The organism is Bacillus sp. CZDM1 (genome assembly GCF_055502545.1).
In genome coordinates, this window is record NZ_JBUESO010000003.1 from 187,073 (window position 1) to 202,501 (window position 15,429).

The 15,429-nt window shown below is 37.6% G+C and carries 17 protein-coding genes and 1 other annotated feature; all 17 genes read left to right on the top strand.

The genetic code is table 11. The annotated features are described in order from the left end of the window. Positions 1 to 84 precede the first annotated feature (84 nt). The 17 genes from ftsA (at position 85) to pyrR (ending at position 15,354) form a co-directional block, all read left to right on the top strand. Positions 85 to 1,374 carry a cell division protein FtsA gene (gene ftsA / locus ACY3XC_RS08650; RefSeq protein ID WP_464868192.1) on the top strand — a complete coding sequence of 430 codons (1,290 nt, stop codon included), beginning with the start codon at positions 85 to 87 and terminating at the stop codon, positions 1,372 to 1,374. Positions 1,375 to 1,416: 42 nt separating this feature from the next. Then, positions 1,417 to 2,550, top strand: coding sequence for a cell division protein FtsZ (ftsZ, locus tag ACY3XC_RS08655; protein ID WP_464868193.1), 1,134 nt, complete (start codon positions 1,417 to 1,419; stop codon positions 2,548 to 2,550). Between the two features lie 233 nt (positions 2,551 to 2,783). Continuing rightward, a complete protein-coding gene (spoIIGA, locus tag ACY3XC_RS08660; protein ID WP_464868194.1) occupies positions 2,784 to 3,722 on the top strand; it encodes a sigma-E processing peptidase SpoIIGA in 939 nt (312 codons plus the stop codon). 44 nt (positions 3,723 to 3,766) lie between these two features. Then, a complete protein-coding gene (gene sigE, locus ACY3XC_RS08665; RefSeq protein ID WP_063251599.1) occupies positions 3,767 to 4,486 on the top strand; it encodes an RNA polymerase sporulation sigma factor SigE in 720 nt (239 codons plus the stop codon). A 169-nt stretch (positions 4,487 to 4,655) separates the two neighbouring features. Beyond that, positions 4,656 to 5,435: an RNA polymerase sporulation sigma factor SigG gene (gene sigG / locus ACY3XC_RS08670; protein ID WP_179160917.1), complete on the top strand. Its 780-nt coding sequence runs from the start codon at positions 4,656 to 4,658 to the stop codon at positions 5,433 to 5,435. 197 nt (positions 5,436 to 5,632) lie between these two features. Then, complete coding sequence (locus ACY3XC_RS08675) at positions 5,633 to 5,902, top strand: YlmC/YmxH family sporulation protein (protein ID WP_179160916.1); 270 nt, start codon at positions 5,633 to 5,635, stop codon at positions 5,900 to 5,902. 73 nt (positions 5,903 to 5,975) lie between these two features. Next, a complete protein-coding gene (pgeF, locus tag ACY3XC_RS08680; protein ID WP_464868195.1) occupies positions 5,976 to 6,800 on the top strand; it encodes a peptidoglycan editing factor PgeF in 825 nt (274 codons plus the stop codon). Further along, on the top strand, positions 6,797 to 7,489 hold the full coding sequence (locus tag ACY3XC_RS08685; RefSeq protein WP_464868196.1) for a YggS family pyridoxal phosphate-dependent enzyme: 693 nt from the start codon (positions 6,797 to 6,799) through the stop codon (positions 7,487 to 7,489). Before pgeF ends, ACY3XC_RS08685 begins: the two co-directional genes overlap by 4 nt. Then, positions 7,486 to 7,920, top strand: coding sequence for a cell division protein SepF (locus ACY3XC_RS08690; protein ID WP_179160913.1), 435 nt, complete (start codon positions 7,486 to 7,488; stop codon positions 7,918 to 7,920). Before ACY3XC_RS08685 ends, ACY3XC_RS08690 begins: the two co-directional genes overlap by 4 nt. A 5-nt stretch (positions 7,921 to 7,925) precedes the next feature. Then, positions 7,926 to 8,189, top strand: a complete 264-nt coding sequence (locus ACY3XC_RS08695; protein ID WP_464868197.1) for a YggT family protein — start codon at positions 7,926 to 7,928, stop codon at positions 8,187 to 8,189. Positions 8,190 to 8,222: 33 nt separating this feature from the next. Continuing rightward, positions 8,223 to 8,996, top strand: coding sequence for a YlmH family RNA-binding protein (locus tag ACY3XC_RS08700; protein WP_464868198.1), 774 nt, complete (start codon positions 8,223 to 8,225; stop codon positions 8,994 to 8,996). Positions 8,997 to 9,088: 92 nt separating this feature from the next. Beyond that, positions 9,089 to 9,604, top strand: coding sequence for a DivIVA domain-containing protein (locus tag ACY3XC_RS08705; RefSeq protein WP_464868199.1), 516 nt, complete (start codon positions 9,089 to 9,091; stop codon positions 9,602 to 9,604). A 50-nt stretch (positions 9,605 to 9,654) separates the two neighbouring features. Further along, positions 9,655 to 9,894: a binding site (T-box leader), on the top strand. Positions 9,895 to 9,968: 74 nt separating this feature from the next. Further along, on the top strand, positions 9,969 to 12,740 hold the full coding sequence (gene ileS / locus ACY3XC_RS08710; protein ID WP_464868200.1) for an isoleucine--tRNA ligase: 2,772 nt from the start codon (positions 9,969 to 9,971) through the stop codon (positions 12,738 to 12,740). Positions 12,741 to 12,885: 145 nt separating this feature from the next. Then, positions 12,886 to 13,182 (top strand): hypothetical protein, encoded by a 297-nt coding sequence (locus ACY3XC_RS08715; RefSeq protein ID WP_464868201.1) that lies wholly within the window; start codon positions 12,886 to 12,888, stop codon positions 13,180 to 13,182. A gap of 77 nt (positions 13,183 to 13,259) precedes the next feature. Then, positions 13,260 to 13,751, top strand: a complete 492-nt coding sequence (gene lspA, locus ACY3XC_RS08720) for a signal peptidase II (RefSeq protein ID WP_179160907.1) — start codon at positions 13,260 to 13,262, stop codon at positions 13,749 to 13,751. Further along, positions 13,723 to 14,634 (top strand): RluA family pseudouridine synthase, encoded by a 912-nt coding sequence (locus ACY3XC_RS08725; RefSeq protein ID WP_464868202.1) that lies wholly within the window; start codon positions 13,723 to 13,725, stop codon positions 14,632 to 14,634. The genes lspA and ACY3XC_RS08725 overlap by 29 nt, the downstream gene beginning before the upstream one ends. 177 nt (positions 14,635 to 14,811) lie before the next feature. Then, the gene (gene pyrR, locus ACY3XC_RS08730) at positions 14,812 to 15,354 is read left to right on the top strand and encodes a bifunctional pyr operon transcriptional regulator/uracil phosphoribosyltransferase PyrR (RefSeq protein ID WP_179160905.1); all 543 of its coding nucleotides are present in this window, start codon (positions 14,812 to 14,814) and stop codon (positions 15,352 to 15,354) included. Positions 15,355 to 15,429: the final 75 nt, after the last annotated feature.

Below are 15,429 nucleotides of genomic sequence, written 5' to 3' on the forward strand. Positions count from 1 at the left end.
GATATAGGTACGTACTTTTTTATTAAATATCTTGTGAAATATAAATGTTGTTCGACTGAAGTAATGTTAAGGAGGTGCCAAAGAATGAACAGCAATGAAATATATGTAAGTCTTGACATCGGTACATCCAGTGTAAAAGTAATCATCGGTGAAATTGTCAATGACTCTATCAATATAATTGGTGTTGGAAATGTAAAGTCAGAAGGGCTGCGTAAAGGATCTATCATTGACATTAATGATACCGTTCATTCTATTAAACGTGCTATTGAAGAAGCAGAAAGAATGATTGGGATGGAAATACGACAAGTAATTGTAGGTATTTCTGGCAATCAGGTCGCTCTTGAACCATGTCGTGGGATTGTAGGGGTTTCTAGTCAAAATCGTGAAATTACCAATGATGATGTTAGACGTGTTATAGAAGAAGCTCAAGTTGTTTCTATTCCTCAGGATAGAGAGATTATCGGAGTAATACGAAAACAATTTATCCTTGATGGTAAGGATGAAATTAATAATCCATGCGGCATGATTGGTGTTCGTTTGGAAGTAGAAGGAACACTTGTCACTGGATCAAATGCTATTATTACAAATACACTGCGATGTGTGGAACGTGCTGGATTAGAAATCACAGACATTATTTTACAGCCGCTTGCAGCTGGTGATTATGCATTGTCAAAGGATGAGAAGAATTTAGGTGTTGCATTAATTGATTTAGGCGGCGGGTCTACAACTATCGCTTATTTCGAACAAGGATACTTGGCTGCAACTAGTGTTATTCCGGTTGGAGGAGATTTAATTACAAATGACCTTTCAAAGGTATTACATACTTCTACCGAGGATGCTGAAAAAATTAAAGTAAAATATGGACATGCTTTTTACGATGATGCCTCAGAAGATGAATTCTTTAGTGTTCCTATTATTGGAAGTGATCAACATCAGCAATTTAATCAATTATATGTTTCTGAAATCATAGAAGCTAGAATGGAAGAAATTTTTGAATTGATTGCTCATGAATTGAAACGATTAGGAATAAATGATTTACCTGGAGGATTCGTTTTTACAGGCGGTACTGCAAATATGCAAGGTGTATTAGAACTTGCTCAATCTATATTCCAAAGTCCAGTTCGCAAAGCCGTTCCCAATTATATAGGAGTAAGAGAACCTCAATACACAACTGCGGTTGGTTTAATCAAATATGCATACAAGAATGCTAGATTACCAGGTGGGACCTTCGTCGCCTCGGCACCTGTTTCTGAACCAATCGAGAAGAAAGTTCAAAAACAACAACAACAACAAACAAAAGCAAAGCCAGAAAAACATCCGGAAGATAAGATGTCATCAAAAGTAAAAAAATTCCTTGGTCTCTTTTTCGAATAAGCATACACGAAAAGGAATATCGACGAATTAGGAGGATTTGTCATGTTAGAGTTTGATACAAATTTAGATTCTCTTGCTACTATAAAAGTTATTGGGGTTGGCGGCGGAGGAAACAATGCAGTAAACCGAATGATTGAACATGGTGTTCAAGGAGTAGAATTTATCGCAGTTAATACCGATGCACAAGCTTTAAACCTTTCAAAAGCAGAAGTAAAAATGCAAATTGGCTCAAAATTAACCAGAGGACTTGGTGCTGGTGCCAATCCTGAAGTTGGAAAGAAAGCTGCAGAAGAAAGTAAAGAGCAATTAGAAGATGCTCTGCGTGGTGCTGATATGGTGTTTGTTACTGCTGGTATGGGTGGCGGAACAGGTACAGGTGCGGCACCTGTGATAGCTCAAATTGCCCGTGATTTAGGTGCTTTAACTGTCGGTGTTGTAACTCGTCCGTTTACGTTTGAAGGGAAAAAGCGGTCTAACCAGGCTGCAGGTGGAATCGGCGCGATGAAAGAGGCAGTGGATACTTTGATTGTAATCCCGAATGACCGCCTTCTTGAAATTGTAGATAAAAGTACTCCAATGCTTGAAGCGTTCCGTGAAGCGGACAATGTACTCCGTCAAGGGGTTCAGGGTATTTCTGATTTAATCGCAGTTCCGGGTCTTATTAACTTGGACTTTGCAGATGTGAAAACCATTATGTCAAACAAAGGATCTGCATTAATGGGAATTGGTATGGCAACCGGTGAAAATCGTGCAACGGAAGCGGCGAAGAAAGCAATTAGTTCTCCTTTGTTAGAAACGTCGATCGATGGTGCACAAGGGGTTCTGATGAATATTACCGGCGGCAGCAACTTAAGCTTGTATGAAGTTCAAGAAGCAGCTGATATTGTTGCGACAGCATCTGATCAGGAAGTAAATATGATTTTTGGATCAGTCATTAATGAAAATCATAAGGATGAAATCATTGTTACAGTTATTGCAACAGGATTTAATGAAGAGGTTATCCAGCCAAAGACAGCTCGTCCAGCATTTGGTCAAGCAAAACCGCAGCTGGGTACAGTTAAGAGAGAGCAAAAACGTGAAGAGGCTCCACAAGAACCTGTCCGTCATAATAGTGCTCCCCAAGAAGAAACATTAGATATACCAACATTCTTACGTAACAGAAATCGTAGAAGATAATTTGACAAAAGGCATGGTCCAAAAGGATCATGCCTTTTTTGTCCTAATGAAATTAGACAAAATACGTTGTTTATAGTGGAAATTTCTGTTTTTTTGATTACAGAAAGTGACACACTTTAGCCCATAAAGTAGGTTATACTTTTCCCTAAACAGAATAATAGAAATGATGTTAATACACCCTGTATAATCCATAAAGCTACTAAATGCTTTTGACATTAAAAGGGGGAAACTGGTTGTCTGTATATTTAGATGTTATTTGGGCTCTTAATCTGTTATTTGATAGCCTTCTCCTGTACCTATCAGCCATTTTTTTAAAAAGACAAATTCGGATATGGAGGTTATTAGCAGGTGGTTTTATTGGTTCATTAATCATATTATTTTCGTTTACACCATTACACACCTATTCCAGCCATCCCATATCAAAGCTTCTATTTTCGGTTGTAATGGTATTAGTTGTATTCGGTTATAAACGTTTATCTTTTTTCATAAAGGCGTTAATGACTCTTTATGTAACTACCTTTCTTATAGGAGGAGCATTAATCGGAGCACATTATTTTGTTCAATTTGATGCAGAGATGTCAACAAAAGTTGTGATTGCGAATGTTACGGGGTTTGGTGATCCAATTAGCTGGCTTTTTGTTTTGGTAGGTTTTCCAATTGCCTGGCATTTTTCAAAAAGGAATATTGAGGGAATGGAAATGACTAAAATTCAATTTGATCAGATTGTGAATGTCACTCTAAGAATTAATGCTGAATCTTATACTTTTAAAGGTCTTGTCGACAGTGGAAATCAGCTTTATGATCCATTAACCAAACTTCCTGTTATGTTTGTTTCTATAAAGAATATCATAGAAAATGTCGCCGAACCGGTAAAAAAAATGGCAGTCGATCCTGAATCTCTGATTCTCGGAAATGTGGAATTTCCGGATGAATGGCAAAATAGGCTGAGGATTGTACCTTGCCGGGTGGTAGGACAAGAGCATCAACTCATCGCTGCTGTTAAGCCTGACTCAATATTGATTGAATCTAAGGGTGAAAATTATTTATGTGAAAAAGGTCTTGTATCGTTTACAATGCAGCAATTATCTGCCGATGATGCCTTTCAATGCATTGTCCATCCTAAAATGCTCACAGGGCCAAAACAGCATGATGATTCGGCGAAAGTAAGTTAATAATACTATACTCTTAAAAACAGATTTTAGAAGGAGGAACTTGTGTGAAAAAATGGAGACTTCGCTTATCCTACTACTGGTATAAGATCCTAATCAAATTAGGAATTAAAAGTGATGAAGTTTATTATATTGGCGGCAGCGAAGCCTTACCGCCTCCTTTAAGTAAGGACGAAGAAGAGCTGCTTTTAAATAAGCTTCCAGGCGGTGATAAGGCCGCTAGATCGATATTAATAGAACGTAACCTTAGGCTTGTTGTGTATATCGCTAGAAAATTTGAAAATACCGGAATTAATATTGAGGACTTAATTAGTATTGGTACCATTGGCTTAATTAAAGCAGTCAACACGTTTAATCCTGAGAAAAAGATTAAGTTGGCTACATATGCTTCCAGATGTATTGAAAATGAAATTCTTATGTACTTGCGAAGAAATAATAAAATTAGATCAGAAGTTTCATTTGATGAACCGTTAAATATTGATTGGGACGGTAATGAGTTATTATTATCAGATGTTTTGGGAACAGATGATGATATCATTACGAAGGATTTAGAAGCGAATGTGGATAGAAAATTATTAACCAAAGCTCTGCATCAACTAAGTGATAGGGAAAAGCAAATCATGGAGCTTCGTTTCGGACTTACCAATGGAGAAGAAAAAACGCAAAAGGATGTAGCCGATATGCTAGGTATTTCTCAATCGTATATATCCCGTCTGGAAAAAAGAATAATAAAAAGATTAAGAAAAGAATTTAATAAAATGGTTTGAGATTACAAAAAAAGAATTTTTTTCTAGCCGAAAGACCATTGAAACCAAAGTAATAATCGTATTTTTCGACAATACCTTGGCAATTCCTAAGAATGTACAAGTGCATATTTTTCCTCCTCAAGGAAATACTGTTTTTTGTACAGCAACTCCTATGAGGAGGGAAAAGGGATTGACTCGAAATAAAGTTGAAATTTGTGGCGTAGATACATCAAAACTTCCTGTATTAAAAAATGAAGAAATGAGATTACTCTTCAGGCAAATGCAAGAGGGCGATATTACAGCACGAGAAAAACTCGTCAACGGAAATTTACGACTCGTTCTAAGTGTCATTCAGCGGTTTAACAACCGAGGCGAGTTTGTTGATGACCTGTTTCAGGTTGGCTGTATTGGGCTTATGAAATCGATTGATAACTTTGATTTAGGTCAAAACGTAAAGTTTTCCACTTATGCCGTACCAATGATTATTGGCGAAATACGCAGGTACCTGCGCGATAACAATCCTATTCGCGTTTCAAGGTCCTTAAGAGATATCGCTTATAAGGCGCTACAAGTAAGGGAACGTTTAATGAGTGAAACTTCACGGGAACCAACTGCTGAGGAGATTGCTAAAGTATTAGAAGTCCCTCACGAAGAAATAGTCTTTGCGCTAGACGCTATTCAGGACCCTGTATCCTTGTTCGAACCAATCTATAACGATGGCGGCGACCCCATTTTTGTGTTGGACCAATTAAGCGATGAACGAAATAAAGATATTCACTGGATTGAAGAAATTGCCTTAAAAGAAGGCATGCGGCGCCTAAATGAGCGTGAAAAGTTAATTTTAAGAAAGCGATTCTTCCAGGGAAAAACGCAAATGGAAGTAGCTGATGAAATTGGGATCTCACAAGCGCAGGTTTCACGCTTGGAAAAAGCTGCCATCAAGCAAATGAATAAAAATATTCAAAGTTAAAGCTGTCCAAGAGGAAACTGCAAATATTCGGGAACGTTCAAAGGGTGAAACGCTGCATTATGTGGCGGTTCACCCTTTTTATTTTGTGCTTGCAGTTTCCTCCTTTTGGGCAGCTTTATTTTTTAATTCATTTACAGATAAATTGACCAATCTAATCATATATTTTCATTAGGATAAAAATGGCGGGAGTGAGAGATATGGTCAAAATTTCTGAATTTCAAATTAAAGATGTAGTGAATGTGTCTGATGGGAAAAAACTTGGAAATATTGGTGATATTGAAATTAATCTTTCCACAGGTAAAATAGAAGCGGTTATCGTTACCGGTAATGGTAAAGTTCTAGGCTTTTTTGGAAGGGAGGAAGATATTGTTATTCCATGGAAAAATATTATTAAAATAGGTCAAGATGTAATTTTGGTTAGATTCAAGGCTATTGAAGAACGGAATACAGAAGAAATGGAAGTATAGATATCAATATCATCTTACGGTGACCAATTAATCGATTCATGGTAAACTAGAAAAAAAACAAATGAGGTTGAGTATGGAACCCTTTGCATATGATCATCAATCATTTCTTTCAATTAAAAATTGGATGGAGCAGTATCCGAGGCTTGTTGCTGGAATAACAACCAAAAAAGGCGGCAGCAGTGCTGGAGTGTTTGAAAATCTTAATATGGGCTTTCATGTTGGAGACCAGAGAGAAGCTGTCTGTCAAAATCGGAACAAAGTGGCTGAGTTTATTCAATTTCCTGTGAAGCATTGGGTTGGGGCAGAACAGACCCATGAAACCCTAATTAGAAAAGTTACAAGTACTGACCGTGGATTTGGGGCAGATACCTATGAAAATGCCTTTAAGGGGACGGATGGTTTTTATACGAATGAAGAGGGAATTTTATTAACTCTTTGCTATGCCGATTGTGTCCCTCTTTTTTTTATTTCTCCTGAACACAGGATGATTGGTGCTGCACATGCTGGCTGGAAAGGAACTGTTAATGAAATTGCACGAAAAATGGTAGAGCAATGGGGAGAGGAAGGAATACTTCCTAATCAAATTTTTGTCACAATAGGTCCATCTATTTGTAAAAAATGTTATATTGTTAATGATTATGTTATTAACTTTGTAGAAAATACTCTAGTAGATGTCGAAGAAAAACCCTATAATTTAATTAATGATGGACAGTATACTTTAGACTTACGAAAATTGAATAAAATAATTCTTCTTAAAGCCGGAGTCCCAGCAGATAATATTCAAATTACTAAACTATGCTCTAGTTGTGACCAATTTGAATTTTTCTCTCATCGCCGTGACCAAGGTAAAACAGGAAGGATGCTAAGTTATATAGGCTGGAAGGAGACCACAGAATGAAGGTTGCAGAAAATCTCATACATATTAGACAGCAAATAAGTGATGCATGCCAAAGGGTAAATCGGGCTCCTGATGAAGTGAAACTGATTGCCGTAACCAAATATGTCAGCATAGAAAGAGCCAAGGAAGCTATGGAAGCTGGTATAATAAATCTAGGTGAAAATCGGGATGATGGGCTGTTAACAAAGTGGGAAGTATTAGGGGACAAGCCCCTATGGCATTTTATCGGGACACTACAGACCCGCAAAGTTAAGTATATTATTGATAAAGTAGAATATATACACTCTTTGGACCGAATTTCATTAGCAGAGGAAATTAATAAACGAGCGGTAAAAAAAGTGAAATGCCTGGTTCAAGTGAATGTTTCTCAAGAACATTCAAAGCATGGTCTTGCTCCCGAGGAGGTCATTGACTTTGTTAAAAGTCTTCAGCCATACGAGAATATTTGTATTGAAGGTTTAATGACTATGGCTCCATTTACAGATGATGAAGCGCAGCTTCGTACCTGTTTTCAAAGGTTAAAAGAGCTTCGTGATCAAGTGAAAAATTTGCATCTTGAATTCGCACCATGTACTGAGCTTTCTATGGGGATGTCTAATGACTTTGGAATTGCCATTGAAGAGGGCGCAACGATGATTAGAATAGGAACGGCACTTGTCGGTGAGGCTGGTGAGGAGGATAAAAGATGACGATAAAATCTAAGTTAAAAACATTTTTCTTTTTAGATGATGATTTTGATGATAATAATCAGGATGAATATGAGAAGGTTGAACCAATAAAGCCCCAAAAACAGCCTTCGAAGCCTCAAAACGTTGTAAGTCTGCAGAGTGTACAAAAGGGTGCAAAAGTAATTTTAGTTGAACCTAGAGTGTATGCCGAAGCTCAAGACATAACGGATCATTTGAAAAACCGCCGTGCTGTTGTTGTAAATCTTCAGCGCATCGGTCACGAAGAAGGAAGACAAATTGTCGATTTTTTAAGTGGAGCAGTCTATGCATTAAGCGGGGACATTCAAAAAATCGGCTCTAGTATATTTTTATGTACGCCTGATAATGTTGAGATTTCTGGCAATATATCTGAACTAGTGAAGGAACAAGAATATCATGATACGAGGTGGTAGTAAGAATGGATATGATTTTTAACATTTTGATCCAAATCATTGGAATATATAAATGGATGCTTATCATTTATATACTTTTATCATGGTTTCCAAATATGAGAGATTCACAAATTGGGATAATTCTTGGTAAGTTATGTGAACCATTTCTGGAACCGTTTAGAAGAATCATTCCACCAATAGGTATGATGGACTTATCACCTTTAGCCGCATTTCTTATCTTATCTTTCGCCCCTCAAGGCTTAATAGTTTTGCAAAACTTAATTTCTTAATTTTCCAGCCTAAACCGGGCTAAGGAGTTAAATATGAATATTTACCAGCATTTTCGTCCTGAGGAACGGGAATTTATTGATCAAGTATTACACTGGAAGGACTTTGTTGATTCCAGCTATACATCTAAACTCACTGATTTTCTTGATCCTAGAGAGCAGCATATTTTAAAAACCATAATAGGTGAGAATGGAAGTATTAAATATCAACTTTTTGGGGGGAATACTGACGGTGAAAGAAAAAGGGCATTGATAATGCCTGATTATTTAGAACCGACAGAAAGTGAATTTCAAATTAATCTTTTTGAGATCGACTATCCTATCAAATTTGTTTCTATAGAACATCCCCAAGTTCTTGGCTCACTTATGTCATTAGGATTAAAACGAGGGAAGTTTGGCGACATTCCCATGAAAGACGGACAAGTTCAATTTTTCTCTGCTGCTGAAATCAGTGACTATATTAAAAGCAATTTAGAATCAATTGGAAGAGCATCAATACGTTTAAGAGAGTTAAAACTTGAAGAATCCATAACCGTTGATAATTTATGGATGGAACAGGACATCACGATTTCCTCCTTACGACTCGATACAATTATTTCTGGTGTTCATCATATATCGAGGCAAAAATCTCAAGCTTTCATTGAACAAGGCTTGGTGAAGGTGAACTGGACGTCTATTGAAAATCATTCCTTTGAATGTCGAGAGGGTGACTTGTTGTCTGTTAGAGGCTATGGGAGAGTAAAGATTTTGTCAATTGAAGGAAGAACAAAAAAAGATAAATGGCGAATTGTTGTCGGAAAGCAAAAATAATTTTTTGCTTTTAGCAGGATTATCGAAAACTTTGTCGAATTTATGCTTATACACTAAATACATACAGAAGAAAGATTCTTGGAGGTGGCATCATGCCGTTAACGCCGTTAGATATTCACAATAAAGAATTTAATAAAGGTTTTCGTGGTTACGATGAGGACGAGGTAAATGAATTTTTAGACCAAGTTATAAAGGATTATGAATTAGTCCTTCGTGAAAAGAAAGAAATGGAAGAACGTTTAACTGAGATGAAGGACCGTTTAGGTCATTTTGTAAATATTGAAGAAACATTAAACAAGTCTATTGTTATTGCACAAGAGGCTGGTGAAGATGTAAAACGAAATGCACAAAAGGAAGCCAAGCTTATCATTAAAGAAGCAGAAAAGAATGCTGACCGTATTGTTAATGAGTCACTTTCAAAGGCGAGAAAAATTGCTCTTGAAATCGAGGACTTGAAAAAGCAGTCAAAAGTATTCCGTACTCGTTTTAAAATGTTGATTGAAGCCCAGCTGGATATGATAAATACAGATGACTGGGATCATTTATTAGAGTATGAGGTGGATGCAACAGAACTTAAAATCCATCAAGAGGAAGATTCCTTAGCTTGACGAATTGGTATTATTTCGCATATAATTTTCTAATAAGTTAATAAAGAATGGAAATGACAATGAGAGGGACAGTACATTTTTTCATAAACTTTTGATAGCGAGCCGGGGATGGTGGAAGCCTGGAAAAAGTGAGGAATTGGAAGATCACCCTTGAGTCCCAGGCTGAAACTCTTTTTTAAGGATGGTAAGCTATGGCGGGTTATTCACGTTACGAATCTTAAAGAGGATAGTACTTTTTTGTGCTATCTATCAGGGTGGTACCGCGGGAATAAAACCTTCTCGTCCCTTTTATGGGATGAGAGGGTTTTTTTATTTGTCTATTGGCTATTCTGTTTATGACGAGTGTTACAGGAGGAATAAGAAAATGGAATATAAAGATACGTTACTAATGCCAAAAACTGAATTTCCAATGCGTGGAAATCTTCCACAAAGAGAACCTGAAATCCAGGCAAAGTGGGAAGAAATGAATATTTATAAAAAAGTTCAAGAACGGACTGCTGGACGTCCGATGTTTGTGCTCCACGATGGACCTCCATATGCAAATGGTGATATTCATATGGGCCACGCTCTTAACAAAGTTTTAAAAGATTTTATTGTTCGCTATAAATCGATGAGCGGCTTCAATGCACCATATGTTCCAGGCTGGGATACTCATGGATTGCCAATTGAACAGGCGTTAACAAATAAGGGAGTTAAGCGTAAAGAGATGACGGTAGCTGAATTCCGCCAGCTTTGTACAAAATATGCGCTTGAACAAGTAAGCAATCAGCGTGAACAATTCAAACGCGTCGGGGTTCGTGGTGATTGGGAAAACCCATATATTACTCTTAAGCCTGAATATGAGGCACAGCAAATTAAGGTCTTTGGAGAAATGGCAAAGAAGGGCTATATTTATAAAGGCCTTAAGCCTGTATATTGGTCCCCGTCAAGTGAATCAGCTCTTGCCGAGGCAGAAATCGAATATCAGGATAAAAAGTCACCTTCTATTTATGTAGGCTTTAAAGTAAAAGACGGAAAAGGTGTCCTTGATACGGATGTTCAAATTGTCATTTGGACGACTACACCTTGGACTATTCCTGCAAACTTAGGAATCTCTGTACATCCAGACTTAACTTATGTAGTAGTTGCAGCGAATGGAAACAAATTCTTAGTAGCTGAAGCACTTCTAGAAGCAGTAACGAATGAAATAGGCTGGGAAAATGCTGAGGTTATTCAAAAGGTAAAAGGAAATGAGTTAGAGAATATCCTTGCAGCGCACCCATTATACGACCGTGACTCATTAGTAATGCTTGGAGATCATGTTACAACTGATGCTGGAACAGGCTGTGTTCATACAGCACCAGGACACGGGGAGGATGACTTCCATGTCGGTCAAAAGTACGGACTTGAAGTACTTTGCCCTGTAGATGATAAAGGTGTAATGACAAGTGAAGCACCAGGGTTTGAAGGATTATTTTACGATAGTGCTAATAAGCCGATCTCTCAAGCATTAGAAGAAGCAGGTGCGCTATTAAAGCTTTCATTTATTACTCACTCCTATCCACATGATTGGAGAACTAAAAAACCTGTTATTTTCAGAGCAACTGCACAATGGTTTGCTTCCATCAAAGATTTCCGAAATGATCTTCTTGAAGCAGTAAAAGAAACAAAATGGGTACCTGCATGGGGGGAAACACGACTATTTAATATGGTCCGTGACCGTGGCGATTGGTGTATCTCACGCCAACGTGTTTGGGGAGTTCCAATCCCAGTATTTTATGCTGAAAATGGTGAGGAAATCATTACAGATGAAACCATTGATCATGTTTCTGGTTTGTTCCGGGAATATGGTTCAAATATCTGGTTTGAGCGTGAAGCAAAGGAACTATTGCCAGAAGGCTTTACTCATTCAGGAAGTCCTAATGGATTGTTTACAAAAGAAACTGATATCATGGATGTTTGGTTTGATTCCGGCTCATCTCATCAAGCGGTTCTCTTAGAAAGAGACGACTTGGTTCGCCCAGCTGATTTATATTTAGAAGGTTCGGATCAATATCGAGGCTGGTTTAACTCTTCCTTATCGACTGCAGTGGCAGTAACAGGCAAAGCTCCATACAAAGGTGTTTTAAGTCATGGATTTGCTTTAGATGGAGAAGGCAGAAAGATGAGTAAATCATTAGGGAATGTCATGGTACCTGAAAAGGTAATGAAGCAACTAGGAGCAGATATTCTCCGCCTTTGGGTTGCATCAGTTGATTACCAGGCCGATGTTCGTGTGTCTGATGCTATTTTGAAGCAGGTTGCAGAGGTATATAGAAAAATTCGTAATACTTTCCGTTTCTTGCTTGGTAACTTATCCGACTTTAATCCTGCAACAGATAGGGTTTCATACGAAAATCTTCGTGAAGTTGATCAATTTATGCTCGTAAAATTAAATAAGTTGATTAAAAATGTTCGAAATGCTTATGAAAATTATGAGTTTGCCGGAATTTATCATGCGATTAACAATTTCTGCACCCTAGACTTAAGTGCATTTTACCTTGATTTTGCTAAGGATGTTTTATATATTGAGGCAGTTAACAATCCTGAACGCCGTGCAATCCAAAGTGTGCTTTACGACTCATTATTTGCATTAACAAAATTAGTTTCACCAATTCTTTCTCATACTGCTGACGAAGTATGGAAATTCATTCCTGCAGTTACAGAAGAAAGCGTGCAGTTAACGGATATGCCAGAATATCAGGAACTAAAAAATGCAGCTGCATTAGAAGAAAAATGGACTTCATTTATGAAGCTCCGTGATGATGTTTTAAAAGCCCTTGAAGAAGCTAGAAATCAAAAGGTTATTGGTAAATCATTAACGGCAAAGGTTTCCTTATATGTGACTGAGGATACGAAAAACCTACTGGACTCTATTAAGGAGAATGTGCACCAATTATTTATCATCTCTGGATTTGAAGTCGCAGGCAGCTATGAAATAGCACCTGAAAATGCTATTAAATTAGATACTGCTGCCATCGTTGTCACGAAAGCAGAAGGTGAAACCTGTGAACGCTGTTGGGTTGTGACACCTGAGGTTGGAAAAGATTCAGAGCACCCTGCACTTTGCCCGCGTTGTGCAGATGTAGTTAAAGAAAACTATACACACTTAGCTTAAAATGAATGCCCCATGATCATTTCATGGGGTTTTTTCATTTTTTATCCTATTCCGTTAATTGTTGTTCCTGATGTCAAATGTTTTACCGGGTTAGGTCAAATTAAGGGGAGATAATATAAGAAATGACTTAACGGAGGTTACAACTATGAATGCAATGCAGGAACAGCTGTTTTGGGAGCTCCGTAAAACGCAATTAGAAATTTTAAAATCATTGAATAATAAGCAGAAAAATGAGTGGATGATCCCTATATTAGAGGATGAACTAGCGGATATTTCAACTGCCATCCAAAAGCTGGAAGAAGGTAATTTCGGTCAGTGTGAAATGTCGGGTGAACCTCTGCCAGAACATCTTTTAAAGAATATGCCGACAATAAAATCATCAAAGGATTCTGACAATTTGGAGCATTTTTATAAGAAACCATTTATTTCCGGCTTTTTCTAACCTTCCATTGTTGTTTCGTTAAAGATTGTGCTAAAATGCTAAGGAAGTAAAGTCTTCGTAGATGGGGGTATTCCTTAGTGTATTATTATTTAATCGCAATTTTTATTATTTTATTAGACCAAGTGACGAAATGGCAGATCGTCACAAAAATGCATCTTGGTGAAAGTATCCCAGTAATTGAGGACTTTTTGTATATTACTTCTCACCGAAATCGCGGAGCGGCATGGGGAATCCTGCAAGGACAAATGTGGTTCTTTTATGTCATAACGGCTATAGTAATCATTGCGATCATTTATTACATTCAAAAAGAAGCAAAGGGTAAGTGGCTGCTAGGTGTTTCACTGGCATTTATGCTGGGTGGAGCGATTGGTAATTTTATTGACCGCCTGCTTCGAAAAGAAGTTGTTGACTTTATTCATACGTATATTTTCAATTATAACTTCCCAGTATTTAATATTGCGGATTCGGCTTTAGTCATTGGCGTAGTATTATTAATGATTCAAATGCTGCGCGATGAGCGTGAAACAAAGGAGAAATCATATGGAGAAAATGGTACACACCACTCTTGAACAGCAAAAAGGCGATCGAATTGATAAAGTTATTTCAACTTTAAATGAAGAATGGTCAAGAACTCAAGTTCAGCAATGGATTAAAGAGGGAAATGTCCTTGTAAATGGACAAAAGATAAAAACAAATTACAAATGCAGTTTAAATGATGAAATCGAAATTAGTATTCCTGACCCAGAATTACTCGATGTTGTCCCAGAAGAGATGGATTTAGAGATTTATTTCGAAGATAAGGATGTTCTAGTGGTTAATAAACCTAGCGGCATGGTGGTTCATCCAGCGCCTGGACATTTAACGGGAACGCTTGTTAATGGGTTAATGGCTCATTGTAAAGATTTATCAGGTATAAATGGTGTTCTTCGACCTGGTATCGTTCATCGTATCGATAAGGACACCTCTGGACTTTTAATGGTTGCCAAAAATGACATGGCCCATGAAAAGCTAGTTAACCAATTAGTCGAAAAGACCGTTACGCGAAAGTATAAAGCGATTGTGCATGGAGTGATACCTCACGATTTTGGAACGATTGATGCACCATTGGGCAGAGACACGAGAGATCGGCAAAGTATGACGATTGTGGATAATGGTAAGCATGCTATAACTCATTTTCAGGTGATTGAACGGTTTAAGGATTTTACATTTGTGGAGTGTCAATTAGAGACAGGAAGAACCCACCAAATACGTGTCCATATGAAATATATTGGCTATCCGCTTGCAGGTGACCCAAAGTATGGACCAAAGAAAACACTTGATATCAACGGCCAGGCATTACACGCAGGAGTTCTTGGTTTTAACCACCCAAGAACCAACGAATACCTTGAATTTGAAGCACCTCTGCCAGTAGAATTTGTAGAGGTTTTAAATCAGTTACGAAATAATCGTTGACACATTTGTCGAATTATTGTACGATAACAACAGTTGAATATGCCTTTAAATCAGTCCTGTGAGGCTGAGAAGGAAACGGAATAATTGGTTGGGATACCTATGCCCATACCGATAAACTCTTTACCTCTCACCTCAAAGCGTGAGAGGTTTTTTTATTAAATTAGGCAGGTGTTGGAAATGAACCAAAAAGCCGTAGTATTAGATACACAAGCAATCGGAAGAGCACTAACAAGAATTGCTCACCAAATCATAGAAAAAAATAAAGGGATTGAAGATTGTGTCCTTGTAGGAATTCGTACTAGAGGGATATTCATTGCAGAGAGACTCGCTGCCAAAATCGAAGAAATTGAAGGGAAACCGATACCTGTTGGCGAATTGGACATTACCTTATATCGTGATGATTTAACTAAGAAAACAGATGATCAAGAACCACTTGTTAAGGGATCGGATATCCCAGTACAATTGAAAGATAAAAAAGTTATACTTGTTGATGATGTTTTATATACAGGTCGAACGGTTAGAGCAGGACTAGACGCGATTATGGATCTTGGTCGTCCCTCTTCTATACAACTTGCTGTTCTTGTTGACCGTGGACACCGTGAACTTCCTATAAGAGCAGATTATGTTGGGAAAAACATTCCAACTTCAAGTAGTGAAAAAGTAGTTGTAGAATTACAAGATGTCGATAAGGTTGACCAAGTAAGTATCTTTGAAAAGTGAATAGTAGCCCTTTAATTGCAGTCCTGTGAGGCTGACAAAGGGGAAAATGCCATCATCAATGCTAAATGGCATTTC